The organism is Acidobacteriota bacterium (genome assembly GCA_039028635.1).
Taxonomy (GTDB): Bacteria; Acidobacteriota; Thermoanaerobaculia; order Multivoradales; family JBCCEF01; genus JBCCEF01.
The window spans coordinates 1-18,352 of sequence record JBCCHV010000073.1 but is presented as its reverse complement, the minus strand read 5'-3'; the positions used below and the strand labels follow the sequence as shown (position 1 = coordinate 18,352).

Sequence of the window (18,352 nt, the reverse complement as noted above, 5' to 3'; positions counted from 1 at the left end):
CACCTTGGAGGTTCGCGTGAAGACGACTCGACTTCTATGTCTGGTGCTGCTGATCGGCGGCCTGACAGTTCCCTCCTTTGCCGCCGTCGAGCGGCACCACGTCACCGAGCTGGACAATTTGCAGAAGTCCCACTCGCCGCTCTACGCCGGCCGCGTGGTGCGTTCCTACGAAGAGGTCTCGTCGGCGGTGGCGTTGCCCGGCGCCTGGGGTGCCCTGCGCGCGACCCTCGGAGCTCAGGGGGAGCTCTACGTCGACGTTGCGACGGGCGGTCCCGCGCTGGTCAAGGGACAGCCGGTCGCGCTGGTCCCGGGCAAGGGCAATGACCTGAAGCTTGCGGAATTCGATGGTCTTCTCGGTCGCAAGGCCGAGGTCGTCGACGAGGCTCTGATCCAGGCGGCGGCGGATCGCTTCGTCGATCAGCAGGTGGCCCTCCTCGGGGTGCCTCGGAACGAGATCCGGCAGCGCAACGTGACGCAGATCAACGACGACCTCTGGATCGTCACCTACGAGCACTACCTGCACGGCGTGCTGGTGGCCGGCTCGCGCTTGAGCCTGGTGATCGGTCACGGCAACCTGCTCATGTGGGGGAGCGAGGATCTCTTCGCGGAGCGTTCCGGAGACGCCTCCCTGGCGGCCCTCGACGTGGCCTCGGCGGAGCAGTTCGGCAAGGACTACATGGGCTGGCAGGGACAGCGCGATCGGCTGGTCGACGGGCCCAAGCTGGTCTATCTGTCGGAACGTGCCGGCGAGAGCAATCTGGTGGCCGGCCAGCAGAGCAAGCGCCATCGCCTGGTTTGGGAGATGGTCGCCCAGCGTCGTGGGGTGGTCGGCTCCTGGCTGATCCAGGTCGACGCCACCAGCGGTGAAGTGCTGCAGTTCGGCGACATCAATCGCTACGGTTGGATCCGCGGTGGGATCTACCCCAAGACCTGGACCGAGCCCGAAGTCACCCGTCCGATGCCGTCGGTGGACATCGGCGGCGGCAACTTCTCGACCGTCGAGGGTCTGATCGACGGCGTTTCGCCGGCGACGGTCCCGCTCGAGGGCTCGAAGGTGACCCTGCGCGATCAGTGCGGCACGCCGGGAGCCCCGGTGCTGGCTGGCGATCCCGATGGCAACTTCGATTTCGGTGAGGGACCGCCGAACCCGGACGGCGACGCCGACTGCACCAACAACGGCATCGGCAATAACGGGGGTGAGCACAACACCCATTCGGCGCGGTCGTCGTACTACCACATCACCCGTTTCAAGGAGAAGGCGGTGTCGTGGTTGCCGGGCAACGCTTGGGTCGACAGCGCCCACGAGGTGCGGGTCAACATCGACAACGTATGCAACGCATACTGGAGTCCGCCGGGTGGCTTCAACGGCTTCTTCCAGGAAGGCTTCTACATGACGCTGCACTGCTTCAACACCGGTGAGGTCGGCGGCATCTTCCTGCACGAGGTCGGCCACGGTCTCGATCAGAACGACGCTCAGGGCGTCGCCGACGGCGGTACCGGAGAGGCTTACGCCGATGTCGTCGCCCTCTTCGGCTTCCACGATTCCTGCAACGGTGCCGGCTTCTGGGATCAGACCTGTCCGAGCTACGGCTTCCCGTGCACCACCTGCACCGGTATCCGTGACATGGATTACGCCGCCCATACCGACGGCGGCGGCAGCCCGGTGACGGCGCCCTTCACGACCACCAACTTCGCCAACACCTGCCCGTCCAGCTTCTTCACGGTCGGGCCCTGTGGCAACTCCGGTCACTGCGAGTCGCACGTCGCCACCGGTGCGATTTTCGATCTGGTGACCCGCAAGATGGTGCCGACCCTCGACGAGGCGACGGCCTGGTTCGTGGCCGAGCGTGACTGGATGCTGGGCATGCAGATCGCCACCGCCGCCTTCAACTGCAACGAAACCACCTTCGCCTCCGACGGCTGCTCCGCGACGTCCTGGTTCAACGCCATGCTGGCGGCCGATGACGACGACGGCAATCTGGCCAACGGAACGCCTAACGCGGGTTTCATCTTCGAGGCCTTCGACGATCACAACATCGCCTGCGGGACGGCGGGCGATGCCGCCAACACCAGCAGCTCTGCCTGTACGGCGCTGACCGCGCCGGTGCTGACGGCGGCGGTGGCCGGCGATGGCGAGAGCATGGACCTGAGCTGGCCGGCGGTGGCCGGTGCCCAGGGCTACACGGTGCTCAAGGCGCATGATTCCTGTGACATCGACTATCAGCAGGTGACCACCGTCGGTTCGGGAGTCACCAGCTTCAACGACGACGATGTCCAGGGTGATCAGGTCTATGCCTACCGCCTGGTGGCCCACGGCACGGCCGGAACTCCGGCCGACGACGCCTGCATGTCGAGGTTGTCGAACTGCGAGCAGGTGTTCATCGATGCTTCGATCTTCACCGACGGCTTCGAGAGCGGTGACACCACGCGCTGGGACGCGACGGTGCAGTAGATCGATCGGTCGCGACCTCGTCGCCAGCGATTTCAGGGCGGTCCTTCGGGACCGCCCTTGGTCGTTTCAGGAAGGCCGCGTCGAGGCTGCAGAGGAGGTTCGGCTGGCCCTTTTCGTCCCCGCCAAGGCCGGCAATTCCGGAGAAGCCGATGATTACGATCGGTCGCTATCGTGATCGTGGAAAGTCAGGCAGCGAAAAACTCGTTGGCCACCTGCGGCCGAGCTTTTAGGGCTTGAGCGCCGCGAGGAACCAAACGCAGGCCGCATCCGGGGACTCACATGAGATCGATCCAAGGTACGTCGCTCCGTCTCGCCCTCCTCCTCGTCGTCACCGTCCTCGTGGGACCTGCCGACGCCGCCCTCGAAACGCGTCGCGGCGGCGACCTCGAAGCGCTTCAGAAGTCTCGCGCCAGCCTCTATGGAGGTCGCCAGGTGGCGCCCCTGGCGCAGTTCGAATCGGCCCGTTTGGCGGCCGACTGGGCCTCCTTGGCGGTGCCCGGCTCGAAGATCTATCTCGACACCGCCACCGGCGAGCCGGCGCTGGTGAAGTCGGCGCCGGTGGCTCTGATCCCCGGGAAGGGCAACTCCCGCGGCCTCGACCAGGTCGCGGCCGAGCTCGGGCGTGAGGTCAAGGCCGTCGACGAGGCCGTCGTCCAGGCCCTGGTGGACCGCTTCGTGGGCCGCAACCTGGGTCGCCTGGGGGTGGACCAGGAGGAGCTGCGGCCGCGCGGTGCGGCGCGCGTCAGCGAGAACCTGTGGGTGGTCACCTACGAGCACGCGCCGGCTGGCGTGGTGGTGCGGGGCTCCCGCTTGACCTTCGTCATCGGCCACGGCAACCTCATTCTGTGGGGCAGCGACGGCGTCTTCCCGCTGGCGCCGGAGGTGCAGCGGCTGGCGCTGCTGGACGCGGCGGCCGCCGGCCAGCGGACCCGGGACTATGTGCGTTGGGACGCCGGCCGCGACCGCGTCGTCGAGGCTCCCCGGCTGGTTTACCTGCTCGAGCGCGGTGGCGAGTCCAGCCTGCGGCCCGGTGAGAAGGGGCGTCATCATCGCCTGGTCTGGGAGATGGTCTTCAAGCGCGCCGGCGAGCGGGGCAGCTGGATGAGCCAGGTCGACGCCGTCAGTGGCGAAGTGCTGCAGTTCGGCGACATCAACCGCTATGCCTGGATTCGCGGCGGCGTCGAGCCCGTCGACTGGACCGACGAGCAGCTTCGACCGATGCCGCGAGTCGGTCTCGGCGGCGGCATGTTCGCCTCGGCGGAGGGCGCCTTCACGGCGGCCGGCTCGACCACCGCCAGTCTCGACGGTGAGCGGGTGTTCATCCGCGATCGTTGCGGTGATCCGGCCGGTGCGCCGACCGTCACCGGCAGTGGCGATCTCAGCTTCGGCAGCGGACCGGCGAATCCCGACGGCTCCGCCGACTGCGCGACCAACGGTATCGGCGATGGCGCGACGGCGGTCTTCAACACCCACGCTTCGCGCTCGGCCTATTTCAATGCCACCCGTCTCAAGGATCGCTGGCTCGGCTGGTTGCCCGACAATACCTGGCTCGCCGACTCCCACGAGGTGCGGGTCAATATCAACGGCGTTTGCGACGCCTACTGGGACGTCACCGAGCAGTTCAACGGCTTCTTCCAAGAGGGCCTCTACGGCGGTGGGCCGCTGATTTGCTACAACAGCGCCGAAGTTGCCGGCGTGGCCCAGCACGAAGTGGGTCACGGCATCGACCAGAACGACGTGCAGGGCTTGACCACTGACGGCGGCAGCGGCGAGGCCTATGCCGACGTGGTGGCGGCCCTCGAGCAGCGCAGCTCTTGCATCGGCACCGGCTTCTGGAATCAGCTTTGCGAGGGCTATGGCTTCCCCTGCCGCACCTGTACCGGGGTGCGGGATATCGACTACGCCGGTCACGAGGACGCCATCGGCACTCCGATCAGCACGCCCCTGACCACCCTCAACTTCGTGTCGTCGTGTCCGACCAGCTTCTTCACCTTCGGACCTTGCTCGAAGTCGGGCCACTGTGAGAGTCACATCGCCAGCGGAGCCTTCTGGGACTACACCACCCGTAAGCTGACCACCCTCTACGATTCCGACACGGCGTGGTATCGCGGTGAGCGGACCTTCGTGCTCGGGATGCAGGTGGCCGGCAAGATGTTCAACTGCAACTCGGTGACCTTCGCCTCCGATGGTTGCGACGCGGTTTCCTGGTTCAATGGCTTCCTGGCCGTCGACGACGATGACGGCAACCTGCTCAACGGGACGCCCCACGCGGCCCTCATCTTCGAGGCCTTCGACGACCACGACATCGCCTGTGGATCGTCGGCCGACACCTCCAACCAGAGCTCGACCACCTGTCCGGCGTTGGCGGCGCCGGTCCTCGGCGGTGTGGTGGCGGGCAGCGGCGAGGCGATCGATCTCTCCTGGGCAGCGGTTGCCAACGCCCAGGGCTATGCCGTCTTGAAGAACCAGGACGGCTGCAGCGCGGCGCCCCATCTGGTGGCCTCCCTGGGAGCCGGTGCCACCAGCTTCAGCGACAGCGACGTGGCGCCGAATCAGGACTACTTCTACCGCTTGGTAGCTCTCGGGGGAGCCGGAACGCCGGCCGATAATGCCTGCCTGTCGGCGCTCTCGAACTGTGCCGAGGTGGGGATCAGCAACGTCCTCTTCGAGGACGGCTTCGAGTCCGGCAACACCTCTTCCTGGTCGGCCACCGTCCAGTAGTCGCCCCATGACGGGCCGGCGATGCGCCGGCCCGCCAAAACTGACGGGCCGGCGGTGCGCCGGCCGACTCTGGCTCTATACTTGGCAGCCGGTGGGCTGCCGCGACGAAAGTCGGGAGCTTGCCGCGCGATTCGGGCCTCGATGGGGCCCGCCCGTCCAAACGACCGCGAGGCTCTCCTCATGAAGGCGCGACTCCTGAATTGCGGGCTGGTGGTTCTGCTGGCGACCGCTGGCTGTGCTTCGATCGAGATCGAGGTGGACTCCTCGGCCCCTCGGCCGCAGCCTTACGCTTCCACCTACGACCCGCCGGCGGCACCGCCGGTGGTGATCGAGAACGCCACCATCCTGACCGGCACCGGGGAACGCCTCGATGGCGCCTCCCTGGTCCTTGCCGATGGCCGCATCGCTGCCCTCGGCAGCGCCGTCGACGTGCCTGCCGAGGCCCGGCGCATCGATGCCTCCGGACGCTGGGTCACGCCGGGCATCATCGACATCCACTCCCATCTCGGGGTCTATCCGTCGCCGGGTTTACGAGCCACCCAGGACGGCAACGAGGCGACGGCATCGGTGACCGCCCAGGTGTGGGCCGAGCACTCGATCTGGACTCAGGATCCGGGATTCTCCCGCGCCCTCGCCGGTGGCGTCACCAGCCTGATGATTCTGCCGGGCTCGGCCAATCTCATCGGTGGTCGGGGCGTGACGGTGAAGAACGTGCCGGCGCGCAGCGTCCGGGGGATGAAGTTCCCCGGTGCGCCGCACACCCTCAAGATGGCCTGCGGCGAGAATCCCAAGCGGGTCTATGGCGGACGCCGGCAGTTTCCGTCGACTCGCATGGGCAACTTCGCGGGTTACCGCAAGGCCTGGATCGAGGCTCAGGAGTATCAGCGCAAGTGGCGCCGATATCGCTCCGGAAAGTCGTCCGGTAGTGGGCCGCCGAAGCGCGATCTCGGTCTCGAGACCCTGGTCGGGGTGCTCGAGGGGGAGGTCCTGGTGCACAACCATTGCTACCGCGGCGAGGAGATGGCCTGGATGCTCGACCTGGCGGAGGAGTTCGGCTACCGCGTGACCGCCTTCCATCACGCCGTCGAGGCCTACAAGGTGGCCGACCTGTTGGCCGACAAGGAGGTCTGCGCCGCCATGTGGGCGGACTGGTGGGGCTTCAAGCTCGAGGCCTTCGACGGCATCCGCGAGAACATCGCCCTGGTCGATCATGCCGGCGGCTGCGCCATCGTCCATTCGGACTCCGATCAGGGCATCCAGAGGCTCAATCAGGAGGCCGCCAAGGCGATGGCCGCCGGCAACCGCATCGGCCTCGAGATCTCGCGCCGCGAAGCCATTCGCTGGATCACCTCGAATGCCGCCCAGGCGGTCGGTATCGCCGACGAGACCGGGTCTCTGGAGGTCGGCAAGGCGGCCGACGTGGTGATCTGGAGCAGCGATCCCTTCAGCGTCTACGCCCTCGCCGAGCAGGTCTTCATCGATGGTGTGGCGCGCTTCGAGCGCGGCAACCGCGAGCTGCAGCCGCTCTCGGACTTCGAGCTCGGGCTGACGGAGGGCGGACCGTGAGGGCGCGGCTGGCAGGGTTCCTGATCGCCTGCGCTCTCGCCGCGGTGGCCGACGGCGAGGTCCTCGCCGTGCGCGGCGGAACGGTTCATACGCTCGGCCAGGCTGGCACCCTCGAGGGCGCCACGGTGTTGATCGAGGATGGCGTCATCCAGGCCGTCGGCGTCGGCATCGCGATTCCGCCCGGGGCTCGAGTGATCGCCGCCGAAGGCAAGGTGGTGACGCCCGGGCTTCTCGACTCGGTCAGCCGCATCGGGCTGGCCGAGATCTCCCTCGAGTCGGCGACGGTCGATTCGGCGAGCGACGATCCGCACTGGACGGCGGCATTCTCCGTTGCCGATGCCTTCAATCCGGCCTCTTCGCTGGTGGCGATCAATCGCATCGAAGGCCTGACCCGGGCGGTGCTGGCGCCGCGAGCGCGCAGCGGACCGCTGGCCGGAATCGCGGCGGCGGTGGATCTCGTCGGCGGCGAGCCCTCGCCGGTGGCGATGTTCGCGGTCTATGGCGAGGCCGGTGCCGAACGCGCCGGTGGCTCGCGGGCGGTGGCCCTGGCCCGACTTCGGGAGGCGCTCCAGGACGCGCGCGACTTTCGCGCTCATCGCGCCGCCTTCGAGCGCGGTGAGCGCCGTTCCTATGCCCTCAGTCGCCACGATCTCGCCGCTCTCGAGCCGGTGATCGACGGCCGCCTGCCGCTCGCCGTCGAAGCTCATCGGGCGAGCGACCTGCGAGCCCTTCTCCGGCTCGCCCGCGAGCTCGAGATTGGCCTGGTGTTGGTGGGGGCGACGGAGGCTTGGAAGGTGGCGGCGGAGCTGGCGGAGGCCGGAGTACCGGTGGTGCTCGATCCGCTCGAAAACCTGCCCTCGTCCTTCGAGCGCTTGGGATCCACCCTCGCGGCGGCGGCGCGCCTGCACGCCGCCGGAGTGGAGATCGCTTTCAGCACCGGAACCGCCCACAACGGGCGCAACCTCAAGCAGTCGGCGGGTATCGCGGTGGCCTACGGCCTGCCCTGGGAGGCGGGGCTGCGGGCGATGACCAGTGGCCCGGCGGGGATTTGGGGACTCGATGCCGCCTACGGTTCCCTCGAGGTCGGCAAGGCCGCCGATGTGGTGGTCTGGGACGGTGATCCGCTCGAGGTCACGACCTTCGCTGACCAGGTCATCATCGCCGGCGAGATGGTTCCGATGAGCAGTCGACAGACCTTGCTGCGCGATCGTTATCGCGATCTCGACGACCCGCGGCTGCCGGCCTATCGGCAACCGTGACCGACCGGCCGCCGGGGCTGCCACGGAACCTGCTCGGCGGCCTCTCGGGCGCCCGAAAGTGCTTTCCTGAGCTGGTAGACTGAGGCCACCTAAACCTGGATCGGAGGTCACCTTATGCCGAAGAAGGATTTCACCATCGGTATCGAAGAGGAGTATCAGATCATCGAGCCCGATACCCGCGAAGTGACTTCCTATGTGCAGGAGTTCTTCGACCAGGGGCGGCTGGTGCTCAAGGATCAGATCAAGCCCGAGTTCCTGCAGTCTCAGGTCGAGGTCGGGAGCAAGATCTGTCACTCCATCCAAGAGGCCCGGCAGGAGTTGATCCGCCTGCGGCGCACCGTCTGTGAAGTCGCCGAGAGCCACGGCTTGGCGGTGGCGGCGGCCAGCACCCACCCGTTCTCGAAGTGGACCGAGCAGCTGGTCACGCCGGCGGAGCGCTATGCCAAGCACGAGAAGGCGATGGCCGAGGTGGCTCGCCGCATGCTGATCTTCGGAATGCACGTCCATATCGGCATCGAGGACAAAGAGCTCATCATCGACGTCATGGATCAGGCGCGGTACTTCTTGCCCCACCTGCTCGCCCTGTCGACCAGCTCGCCCTTCTGGCATGGCCGTTCGACCGGCCTCAAGTCCTACCGGTCGGTGGTCTTCGAGAGCCTGCCGCGAACCGGGCCGCCGCCGGCCTTCCGCTCCTACAGCGAGTACGAGTACTTCATCAACACCCTCAATCGCACCGGCTCGATCGAAGACCCCACCACCATCTGGTGGGACATGCGGCCGCACCCGGTCTTCCCGACCCTCGAGTTCCGGGTCTGCGACATCTGCACCAAGGTCGACGAGGCGATCTGCATCGCGGCGCTGATCCTGGCGCTCTGCACCAAGCTCATCGAGCTGCGCCGCAACAACCAGTCCTGGCGCCGCTATCGCCACGAGCTGATCACCGAGAACAAGTGGCGGGCGGTGCGCTATGGCATCGCCGGCAACCTGATTGATTTCGGTCGCCAGGAGGAAGTACCGGTGGCCCACCTGGCGGAGGAGATGCTCGAGCTGGTCGACGACGTGGTCGACGACCTCGAGGTGCGCCAGGAGGTCGAGTACGTCCGCACCATCCTCGAGCATGGCACCAGTGCCGACCGCCAGCTCGCCACCTTCGAGGCCACCGGTGACCTCGGGGCGGTGGTCGATCAGCTAGTGCGCGAGACCCGCGAAGGCATCGACTGAGCCGCCGCTCGGTCCGCTGCGAGAAGTCGCCATGTCGGTCATCGTCCTGCTCGGTCCACAACGCTTTGAGCCGAGCTTGTCGGGGGTGGTGGCGGAGATGGGTATCGACGGCTCGATCGCCGCCGTTACCGCCGGCTGGCAGGAGCGCGAAGGCGAAGACCAGGAGCTTCGCGACCACCTTGCCGGCCGGGTGGTCAACCTGCGCCTGCACGCCCGGGCGGAGCAGGTCTTCGCCGCCGACGGCGCCCTCTTCGCAGCCCTGCGTTGGCGCCAGAATCGCCTCAAGGAGCTGCAGCGCCTCTATCGCTTGCGCCTCGACCCGGTGCTGTCGGCGGCCCGAGCGATGCGCTTGGTGCGCGGCGAGGCCGCGCTGGTCGAACCGGAGCGGCGGGCCGCCCTCGAGATGCTGCGCGACCTCGATCGCCATCATCTCGAGCGCGTGCGAGCGATTCATCGCGAGCACCAGGAGGAAGTCGCGGACCTCTCGAGCCCGCTCCTCGCCGAGCATCGCGAGGAGCTCGCCGAAGAGCTCGCCGGCTGCGCCGCCCTCGCCCTCGCCGGCGGTCACGTCGCCGTGCTGCTCAATCGACTGCGCCTCTTCGGCATCCTCGACCTGATCGCCGGCCGGCCGATCTTTGCCTGGTCGGCGGGGGCGATGGTGCTGGCGTCGCGGGTGGTGCTGTTCCACGACAGCCCGCCCCAGGGGGCCGGCAATGCCGAGGTGCTGGAGAACGGCTGCGATCTGCTGGGGGATTTTCTACCCTTGCCTCATGGCGGCCGCCGCCTGCGCCTCGACGATCCCCTGCGAGTGGAGCTGTTCGCCCGTCGCTTCGGCCCGGAGCGTTGTTGCACCCTCGATCCCGGGGCGCGGGTCGTCTTGCGCCGTGGGCGGTTGGTCGAGCACGAAGGAGTTTTGCGCCTCGGCAAGGACGGTCGCGTGGCGCCGCTCAAGAAGCGCGGTCGTAGGGCGGTGACGGCATGAGCGAGCGGAGGAGCGAGCCATGACGGTGGCCGTCGAGCAACTGCGGGACGCGGCCGCCGGAGAAGCCCTCGAGTCTTTTCTGGAGGGCCGTGAGTCCCCATTGGTGAGCGGCACCCGGGCGACCTTCTTCTGGCGTGGTGAGGCCGACGAGGTGCGCTTGCGGCACTGGATCTTCGGTCTGCCTTCAGCGGCGACCATGGAGCGCCTCCCGGACTCCGACGTCTGGTTCGTGACCCTCGAGATTCCCGCCGAGTCGCGGGTCGAGTACAAGATCGAGCTGGTCGAGGGAGCCCACCGCCGGCTGATCTGCGACCCTCTGAACCCGAACCGGGCGAGCGATCCCTTCGGCCAGAACTCGGTCTTTTACGGCCTCGGCTACGAGCGTCCTGAATGGACCCTGGAGCATCCCGAGACCCGCCCCGGCACGCTCGAGGAGGTCACCGTGCGCAGTCGCGCCTTCGGGGAGAGCCGGGATGTGCTGGTCTATCTGCCGGCGCGCTTCCGGCGTCATCGCACCTATCCGCTGTTGATCGCCCACGATGGCCGCGACTACTTGCGTTTCTCCGGCCTCAAGACGGTGCTCGACAACCTCATCGAGCGTCACGAGATCGCCCCCATGGTGGTCGCCCTGACGACCTCTTCGGATCGCCTGGTGGAGTACGGGGCGGATCCCCGCCACGCTCGCTTTTTGGCCCGGGACCTGATGCCGGCCCTCGAGCGCAACTTTCCGCTCTCGCCGCTGCGCGGCCTGATGGGGGCCAGCTTCGGTGGCGTCGCCTCGCTCTACACCGCCTGGCGCTACCCGCGCCTGTTCCGCCGCCTGCTGCTGCAGTCGGGCTCCTTCGCCTTCTCGGACATCGGACACCACAACCGCTCGCCGGCCTTCGACCCGGTGGCGGAGTTCGTCAACGCCTTCCGCGCCGCCCCCGGCAAACCGGCGGAAAAGATCTTTCTCTCCTGCGGCATGTACGAATCGTTGATCTACGAGAACCGCTCGATGATTCCGCTGCTGCAGGAGGCGGGGCTCGAGATTCGCTATCGCGAAGCCCGCGACGGTCACAACTGGGAGAACTGGCGTGACCGCCTGCGCGAGGCGCTGTCCTGGCTGTTTCCGGGGCCCCTCTGGATGGTCTACGAATGAGCCCGCGACGCGCCACTCCGCCGGCGGGTCCGATTTTCGCTGCCGGTCCTGTACACTGCGCCTTCCCGCTCGCCGCTGAGGCGGGCCTCCCATGCCCTATTCCCCCCTCTGGAGATCTCGGACGTGGCTGAAATCACCCGTCACATCGGACTGTCCCTGGGAGCCGACCTGTGTTGGCCGCTGTGCTTCGAAGAGATCGTGCAGCGCCTCGATCTGACCATCCCGCAGGGCGATGACGAGGTTCGCATCGCCGTCGAGCGCCTCACCATCGAGCCCTTCGACCTGCGCCAGCGGTCGCGCTACGACGTGGTCGTCGACCGCCTGACCCACTGGTACCACACCAGCCGGGAGTGGATCAAAAAGGCCATCATCCTCGACGACCTCTACGTCTTCAACAATCCCTGGGCGGTGCAGTCGATGGAGAAGCACACCGCCTACTGCGCCATGATGCGCCTCGGCATGCCGGTGCCGGACACCTGGATGGTGCCGCCCAAGCACTACGAGCCGACGCCCGATCTCGAGCCCACCCTACGGCGCTACGCCAAGCCCTTCGACCTCGGCAAGGTGGGCGATGAGCTCGGCTACCCGATGTTCATGAAGCCTTACGACGGCGGTGCCTGGGCCGGGGTCAGTCGCCTCGACGACGAGGGGCAGCTACGGGCCGCCTACGAATCGAGCGGCAAGCGGGTGATGCATCTGCAGAAGGCGGTCGAGCCCTTCGACCGCTTCGTGCGCGCCATCGGCGTCGGCCCGCAGGTCTATCCGGTGCATTACGACCCCTCGGCACCGCTCCACGGGCGCTACAAGGTCGACTTCAACTTCCTCGATTCCGACGAGGCCTTCCTGCTGCGCGACATGACGCTGACCATCAACAGCTTCTTCGGCTGGGACTTCAACTCCTGCGAAGCCCTGCGCCGCGATGGCGTGTTCCATCCCATCGACTTCGCCAACGCCTGTCCGGACTCGCAGGTCACCTCGCTGCACTACCACTTCCCGTGGCTGATCAAGGCCAAGATCCGCTGGGCGATCTTCTGTGCCGTGACCCAGCGCAAGATGCGTCAGACCCTCGACTGGCAGCCCTTCTACGACATCGCCGATCGCGAGGGCATGGATGATCGCGAGCGCCTCGCCGCCTACGGCGACCTCGCCCGGCGGCGTTTCGAGCGCGATCGCTTCGTCGAGTTCTGTGACCGCCATCTCGGTCATCTCGACGAGGTGGCCTGGGAGTTCTTCGGCAGCGATGTGGCGCGGGATGCGGTGCACGCGAAGGTTGCCTCGCTGTTCCCGGCGCACGAGATCGAGACCTTTACGGACCACTTCTGGGGCTTGATCCAGTTCTGGCGCAAGACCGAGAGCGACCGCCTCGACCTCTCCGTCGAAGAGTCCACCTGAGGGGATACGGGCCGAGAGCTCGGCGCGGTGACCTCAAGACGGGGTCTTTTGCTCGGCGTGGGACCGAATGCCCTGCATCATGCCGCGGAAGACGATGCCGTGGAAGGGCAAGACGGCATACCAGTAGAGAAGCCCCGCCAGCCCGAGGGGCTTGAAGCGGGCGGTTTGCTCGAGATCCGAGCCGCCGTCGGGCCGCCGGTGGACGAGGAACTCGAGGGTCGCGATGCCGGGCAGCTTCATTTCCGCCCGCAGCTCCAGGCGTCGATTCGCCTCGATGCCGGTGACACGCCAGAAGTCGACCGGATCACCAAAGCCGAGGACCTCCGGATCGCGTCGGCCGCGGCGCAGGCCAGGGCCGCCGATCAGGCGATCCATCCAGCCGCGCAGGCGCCACAGGAAGCTCGAGCCGTACCAGCCGTTGCTGCCGCCGATGCGGCAGACGGAGCGGAACAGGCGCTCGGCGGGAGCGGCGGTGGCGAGGCGCCGGCGATCGCGGAAGGTGGTGCCGCCGGCCCAGTCCGGGTCGCCGGGAATGGCGCCCGCATCGAACCAGGAAGACTTGTGGGGCCGGGGAGCGTCGAGGGCCTTGGCGATGGCGTGGGCGATCGGCTCCGGCTGATGGGGGATGAGGCGCCGGGCGAGGTCGTTGCGACACACCACGCGGTTCTTGAGTCCTTCCGCCAGGGGCCGAGCGATATGCCGCGACAGCGGCGTCACGAGGTGGATCCACAGCGAGCTGAGGCGCGGTGTCAAGACCGGCAACGGCAGAATGACGCGGCGCTTGAGGCCGCGGGCATCGCTCATCAAGTGCATCAGCTGGCGATAGGTCAAGATCTCCGGGCCGCCGATGTCGAGGGTGCGACCGGCGGTCTCCGGGATGTCCGCGCAGGCCACCAGGTAGTGGAGCACGTCGCGGACTCCGATCGGCTGACACTCGGTCTGGACCCAGCGCGGCGTCACCATCACCGGCAGGCGCTCGACCAGGTAGCGCAGGATCTCGAAGGAGGCGGAGCCGGAGCCGATGATCATGGCGGCCCGCAGCACCGTCAGCGGGATCCCCGTCGAGGCCAGGGCCGCTTCGACTTCGCGTCGCGAGCCGAGGTGCTCGCTGAGGTCGCTGCCGGTTTCGCCGAGGCCGCCGAGGTAGACGATGCGGCGGCAGCCGGCGGCTGCGGCGGCAGCGGCGAAGGCGTCGGCCAGCTCTTGATCGCGGCGGGCATAGGCGCCGCCGGCGGCCATCATCGAGTGGATCAGATAGTAGGCGAGGTCGACTCCCCGCAGGGCCGCTTCCATCGCCGACCGGTCCGCCGCGTCGGCCACCACGATCTCGACCGCTGGTGAATCGGCCCACGGTCGAGAGGCGACCTTGGGAGCGCTACGGACCGGGCAGACGACCTCGTAGCCCTGGTCGAGCAGGCGCGGTACGAGGCGGCCGCCGATGTAGCCGGTCGCACCGGTGACGAGAACCTTCTTCGCCCTCAGGGGGACGACCTCACTCGTTACTGCCGTGCTCCTCGATCATGCGATTCATCACCCGCTCGGCAGCCTCCGGATAGGAGAGGTGGAGCCGCTTGGCCAGCTCTCGGGCCTCCTCGCGGGCTTCCTCGATGCGATCGCCGAGGCCGTTGGCGCGTAGTCGGGTGAACAGCATGTCGAGCTCCGTCAAGGCCTTGGGCTCGGACGTCAGGGTCATCCCGAGGACCTTCGGGATGGTCATCTTGGGGGCCGGGTCGATGCCCTGTGCCTTCTTGAGCAGGCGATCGGCTTCCTCGTCGTCGAATCCGAGTAGGTCGGCACTGAGTTCGTCGGGAATGTCCGTCACGGCCTCTCCTTTCGCATCGACGTCCCCTCCGGAAAGTGGGTCCTTGAGTAGAAGCTTATCGCATCCCGGAGCGTGGCGAGGGAGCTCCTCCGGTCACCGGCTCGAGACCCTGCCGAAAGGCCACCTTGCGTCGGAAGACGCGGCGGAACATGCGGCAGCGCTCATCCGCCGTCGTGAGCTCGAGACTGACGTCCCAAGGCGAAATCACCTCGATCGTCACCTTGCGGCGACCGATCGACGAAAAGATCTCCTCGACCCGTTGGGCGTGGCTGCGATCGAGGGCATCGGCGATGCGCAGGATGGCGGCGAGCTTGCGCACGCAGCGGCGCTGCCAGGGTTTGAGGGCGGCGAAGGTCGGGTGATCGCGTTTCGGCATCGCCCGGCGGTGGTAGCGGGCGACGTGGGCGATGACCTCGATCTCGCGCGGGTCGAAGGCGTCGAGGGAGGCGCTGTTGATCAGGTAGAAGCTGTGCTTGTGGTGGCGGCGGTAGGCCACCAGGTAGCCGAGGTCGTGGAGCATGGCCGCATACTCGAGCCACTCGCGCTCCTGGGGGCCGAGCCCGTGCACCGAGAGGGTGAGGTCGAACAGGCGGACCGCCAGTCGGGCGGTGGCCTGGTGGTGGTCGTAGACCGCCGGGCAGCGGCGCGCCAGCTTGTCGATCTGGCCGCTGCGAATCTCGCCCGGTGGCGGCAGCTCTTCGACCGGCCGACCGACGACGTCGAGGACCAGCCCTTCGCGCAGGGCGCGATCACTGACCAACAGGCGATCGCTGCCGGCCTTGGCGGCCAGGCGCCGCAGGATCATCGCACCGGCGAGGATGGACTCGGAGCGCGGCGCCCCGACCGCTGGCAGCAGGGCGATTTCCCGCCGCGGCATGGCGCGCAGGCGAGCGATCACCCGGTCGAGGTCCTTGATGCGCAGCTCGCGCAGGCCGGACGAGCCTTCGCTCGGCGGTCGTCCCGCGAAGTGTCGCGCCAGGTCGGCGCAGCAGCCGGCGGTGCCGGAGGTGGCGATCAGGGTCTCGACCTTGCCGGTCGAGGGCAGGGCCGAAAGCTCGCCGTCGATGTGCTTGCGGAGCTTGTGCAGCGATTTGGTCTTCACCGGGTCGCCGCGCAGGCGCGCGGCGCAGCGCAGGGAGCCGAGGGGTAGGCTGTCGACGGAGGCGAGATCGCCGCCCTCGGTGACGATCCACTCGGTGCTGCCGCCGCCGATGTCGGCGACCACGGCGGTGCCGGCACCGAGGTCGACGGCCTCCCGTACCGCCCGGTAGATGAACCGTCCTTCGTCTTTGCCGGAAAGGCGCCGCACCGCCAGGCCGGTGTGGGAGCGGACCGCCTCGAGGAACTCCTTGCCGTTGCCTGCTTCGCGCACCGCGCTGGTCGCCACCGCCACGGTGTGGGCGACGCCGCGCAGGCGGGCCAGGGTGGTCATGCGAGCCAGCGCCTCGAGGCCGTCGGCGAAGGCCTTCTTGCTCAGCCGGCCGCCGGAAGACAGGGCGCTGCGGCCGAGCCGCACCATCTCCTTTTCGCGGTCGACGACGACGAAGCCACCGCCGGGCTCGGGATCGGCGATCACCATGTGGATCGAATTCGAGCCGACGTCGATGGCGGCGATGCGCCGCGAGCTGGCGGCGAGCTCGCCGGGTAGGGTCTGGACCCGGAGCAGGCTGGGCGGTGGCGGAGCGGTCATCGGTCGATGGTCGATTGTTCGCGATCAGTCTACCCGCCTTTCGTTGATTCCTGGACGGATGACGGCGCGGCTCCGTACGCTGTGCCGGGAGGTGCGATGGACGACTACTCGAGGGATCCCCAGCTCGACGACCTGGTGCGCCAGCTCAATTCCGAGCCAACGGCCGGTGAGTCGTCGGATCGGCCGACGGTTCCGGCGCAGCCGGCGCCGACCGCGCGGTCGGTGCCGTCGGGGCCGCCGGCGATCGATCCATTGGATGCCTCCTCGGCGGCCGATTCGGAGGTTGGCGAGGAGCTCGCGACCATCCTCGCCCATGCCCTGGCGGGCGGCGCCAGCGACCTGCTGCTGGTCGGCGGTCTGCCGCCGGTGATCCGCATCGACGGTGCGCTCAAGCGCCTGCCAGCGCCGCCCCTCGCCGGGGAAGAGATCTGGGGCTTGCTGCGAGGCCACCTGTCGGCGCGCGGCCGTCGTGCCTACGAAGAGCGCGGCGCGGCCGACTTCTCGCTACGCTTGACCGGTAGCGATGGCGGCCGCCGATTCCGCGTCAACTTGCACCGCCAGCGCGGAGCGCCGGCCGCAGCGCTGCGGGTTCTGCCGCAGCGAGTGCCCCGAATCGAAGACCTTCAGCTACCCGTTTCCCTGGGCGAGCTCGCCGACGCCCGCAGCGGTCTGCTGCTGGTGTGCGGTCCGGCGGGCAGCGGCAAGACCACCACTCTGGCGGCCCTGGTGGGGGAGATCAACGGGCGTCGGCCCTGCCACATCGTGACCCTGGAAGATCCCATCGAGTACGAGCACCGGGCCGAGCGGGCGGTGGTCGAGCAGATCGAGATCGGTCGCGACTCGCCCTCCTTCGCGGAGGCGCTGCGGGCCGCCCTGCGGCAGGACCCGGAAGTCATCCTGGTGGGAGAGATTCGCGACCTCGAAACCATGACCACGGCGCTGTCGGCGGCCGAGACGGGGCACCTGATCCTGGCTTCCCTGCACACCCGCAACGCGGTTCAGGCGGTCCACCGGATCGTCGACGTCTATCCCGCCGCCGCCCAAGGGCAGATCCGGCAACAGCTCGCCACCAGCCTGCGGGCGATCGTCTGCCAGCAACTGGTGCCGCGCCAGGACGGCGCCGGCCGGGTGCCGGCGGTCGAGCTGCTGTTGTCGACGGTGGCGGTGCGCAATCACATCCGCAATGAGCGCGCCGAGAAGCTCACCAACGAGCTGGTGCTCGGCAAGCGCCTCGGCATGATCTCGATGGAGGACTCGCTGGCCGGTTGGGTCCGCGCCGGAGTGATCGATGCCGCCGAGGCGCGCCTGCGCAGCAGCCGGCCGGAAGAATTCGACAGCCTGCTCGCAGGCCACTGAAAAAGGCGTGAACCCCCTTTTTCAGTGGCTTGCGAGCTGTCATATCCAGGGGGACTAAAGGCGCCCCCCTCAAGCGCACGCACATGCCGTGCGCTTTCACCCCCGTCCTCAGCGGCTTCGCCGCTGCCTCGCGCTGATCGCGCTCGGGTGCCGGGTGCTGCGCTAGCACCCGGCCTCTCAATTGACTAGATTTCGTTGAAGAGAGGCTGTCAAGCAGAAGGTCGAGGCTTCACGAGAAGTAAATGTCAACGGTAGGGGGAGCCCCCGAGGCTGACGGCGGCAAGGAGACGCATTCCGAGCGCGGTCAGCGCGAGGCGGCGTCCGATAGGGCGCCGAGGTCGGGGGTGAAGCCGCACGACATGTGCGTGCGGCTGAGGGGGGCGCCTTTGGAGTTGCCCCGATTTTGTGGACAGAAACCGTGCCTATGAGAATAGGCCTGGAGGAGTTCACAAAATGGTTGAGAAGCGTCGTCGTTTCAGTGAGGAGTTCAAGCGCGAAGCGGTGCGTCTGGCGTACGAGAGTGGTCGTCGTTTGAAGGACGTGGCGAAGGAGCTGGATGTTCGTCCGGATCTGATCCGCCGGTGGCGTCACGCCTTGAGTGGCGGGGAGCCTGGGAAGCCGGCTTCGGCAGAGGCGCAAGAGATCCGTCGATTGCAGCGCCAGCTGTCGCGGATGCGGGAAGAGCGCGACATCCTAAAAAAAGCCTTGGCGATCTTCTCGGATCGGCCGCAGTGAGGCTGGACCTGGTGG

The 18,352-nt window shown here is 67.8% G+C and carries 13 protein-coding genes; 10 read left to right on the top strand and 3 right to left on the bottom strand.

Annotation, left to right across the window (positions count from 1 at the left end; genetic code table 11):
- Positions 1 to 16: 16 nt before the first annotated feature.
- The 8 genes from AAF604_22195 (at position 17) to AAF604_22160 (ending at position 12,734) form a co-directional block, all read left to right on the top strand.
- Positions 17 to 2,452, top strand: coding sequence for a hypothetical protein (locus AAF604_22195; GenBank protein MEM7052393.1), 2,436 nt, complete (start codon positions 17 to 19; stop codon positions 2,450 to 2,452).
- Between the two features lie 279 nt (positions 2,453 to 2,731).
- Complete coding sequence (locus AAF604_22190) at positions 2,732 to 5,173, top strand: hypothetical protein (protein ID MEM7052392.1); 2,442 nt, start codon at positions 2,732 to 2,734, stop codon at positions 5,171 to 5,173.
- A 180-nt stretch (positions 5,174 to 5,353) separates the two neighbouring features.
- Positions 5,354 to 6,739: an amidohydrolase family protein gene (locus AAF604_22185; GenBank protein MEM7052391.1), complete on the top strand. Its 1,386-nt coding sequence runs from the start codon at positions 5,354 to 5,356 to the stop codon at positions 6,737 to 6,739.
- Positions 6,736 to 7,998, top strand: coding sequence for an amidohydrolase family protein (locus AAF604_22180; GenBank protein ID MEM7052390.1), 1,263 nt, complete (start codon positions 6,736 to 6,738; stop codon positions 7,996 to 7,998). The genes AAF604_22185 and AAF604_22180 overlap by 4 nt, the downstream gene beginning before the upstream one ends.
- 114 nt (positions 7,999 to 8,112) lie before the next feature.
- On the top strand, positions 8,113 to 9,219 hold the full coding sequence (locus AAF604_22175; protein MEM7052389.1) for a carboxylate-amine ligase: 1,107 nt from the start codon (positions 8,113 to 8,115) through the stop codon (positions 9,217 to 9,219).
- 31 nt (positions 9,220 to 9,250) lie between these two features.
- A complete protein-coding gene (locus AAF604_22170; protein MEM7052388.1) occupies positions 9,251 to 10,201 on the top strand; it encodes a hypothetical protein in 951 nt (316 codons plus the stop codon).
- A 19-nt stretch (positions 10,202 to 10,220) separates the two neighbouring features.
- On the top strand, positions 10,221 to 11,342 hold the full coding sequence (locus AAF604_22165; protein MEM7052387.1) for an alpha/beta hydrolase-fold protein: 1,122 nt from the start codon (positions 10,221 to 10,223) through the stop codon (positions 11,340 to 11,342).
- A gap of 123 nt (positions 11,343 to 11,465) precedes the next feature.
- Entirely contained in the window at positions 11,466 to 12,734 is a 1,269-nt protein-coding gene (locus AAF604_22160; protein MEM7052386.1) for a hypothetical protein, read from the top strand.
- Positions 12,735 to 12,767: 33 nt separating this feature from the next.
- Here AAF604_22160 and AAF604_22155 read toward each other — a convergent pair whose 3' ends face one another.
- The 3 genes from AAF604_22155 to AAF604_22145 are packed head-to-tail and all read right to left on the bottom strand — an operon-like array spanning position 12,768 to position 16,246.
- Complete coding sequence (locus AAF604_22155) at positions 12,768 to 14,216, bottom strand: SDR family oxidoreductase (protein MEM7052385.1); 1,449 nt, start codon at positions 14,214 to 14,216, stop codon at positions 12,768 to 12,770.
- Between the two features lie 10 nt (positions 14,217 to 14,226).
- Positions 14,227 to 14,556: a hypothetical protein gene (locus tag AAF604_22150; GenBank protein MEM7052384.1), complete on the bottom strand. Its 330-nt coding sequence runs from the start codon at positions 14,554 to 14,556 to the stop codon at positions 14,227 to 14,229.
- A 55-nt stretch (positions 14,557 to 14,611) separates the two neighbouring features.
- Positions 14,612 to 16,246: a Ppx/GppA phosphatase family protein gene (locus AAF604_22145; GenBank protein ID MEM7052383.1), complete on the bottom strand. Its 1,635-nt coding sequence runs from the start codon at positions 16,244 to 16,246 to the stop codon at positions 14,612 to 14,614.
- Positions 16,247 to 16,342: 96 nt separating this feature from the next.
- On the opposite strand from AAF604_22145, the gene AAF604_22140 reads away from it, so the two are divergent.
- Both AAF604_22140 and AAF604_22135 read left to right on the top strand, forming a co-directional pair.
- The gene (locus tag AAF604_22140) at positions 16,343 to 17,602 is read left to right on the top strand and encodes a PilT/PilU family type 4a pilus ATPase (GenBank protein ID MEM7052382.1); all 1,260 of its coding nucleotides are present in this window, start codon (positions 16,343 to 16,345) and stop codon (positions 17,600 to 17,602) included.
- Positions 17,603 to 18,055: 453 nt separating this feature from the next.
- Positions 18,056 to 18,337, top strand: coding sequence for a transposase (locus AAF604_22135; protein MEM7052381.1), 282 nt, complete (start codon positions 18,056 to 18,058; stop codon positions 18,335 to 18,337).
- Positions 18,338 to 18,352 lie beyond the last annotated feature (15 nt).

What these genes read in the sequence shown, in the direction of transcription:
- AAF604_22165 (MEM7052387.1), top strand. Translation starts at nt 10,221, where the DNA reads ATGACGGTGGCCGTCGAGCAACTGCGGGACGCGGCCGCCGGAGAAGCC.
- AAF604_22190 (MEM7052392.1), top strand. Translation starts at nt 2,732, where the DNA reads ATGAGATCGATCCAAGGTACGTCGCTCCGTCTCGCCCTCCTCCTCGTC.
- AAF604_22175 (MEM7052389.1), top strand. Translation starts at nt 8,113, where the DNA reads ATGCCGAAGAAGGATTTCACCATCGGTATCGAAGAGGAGTATCAGATC.
- AAF604_22145 (MEM7052383.1), bottom strand. Translation starts at nt 16,246, where the DNA reads ATGACCGCTCCGCCACCGCCCAGCCTGCTCCGGGTCCAGACCCTACCC.
- AAF604_22140 (MEM7052382.1), top strand. Translation starts at nt 16,343, where the DNA reads ATGGACGACTACTCGAGGGATCCCCAGCTCGACGACCTGGTGCGCCAG.
- AAF604_22135 (MEM7052381.1), top strand. Translation starts at nt 18,056, where the DNA reads ATGGTTGAGAAGCGTCGTCGTTTCAGTGAGGAGTTCAAGCGCGAAGCG.
- AAF604_22170 (MEM7052388.1), top strand. Translation starts at nt 9,251, where the DNA reads ATGTCGGTCATCGTCCTGCTCGGTCCACAACGCTTTGAGCCGAGCTTG.
- AAF604_22185 (MEM7052391.1), top strand. Translation starts at nt 5,354, where the DNA reads ATGAAGGCGCGACTCCTGAATTGCGGGCTGGTGGTTCTGCTGGCGACC.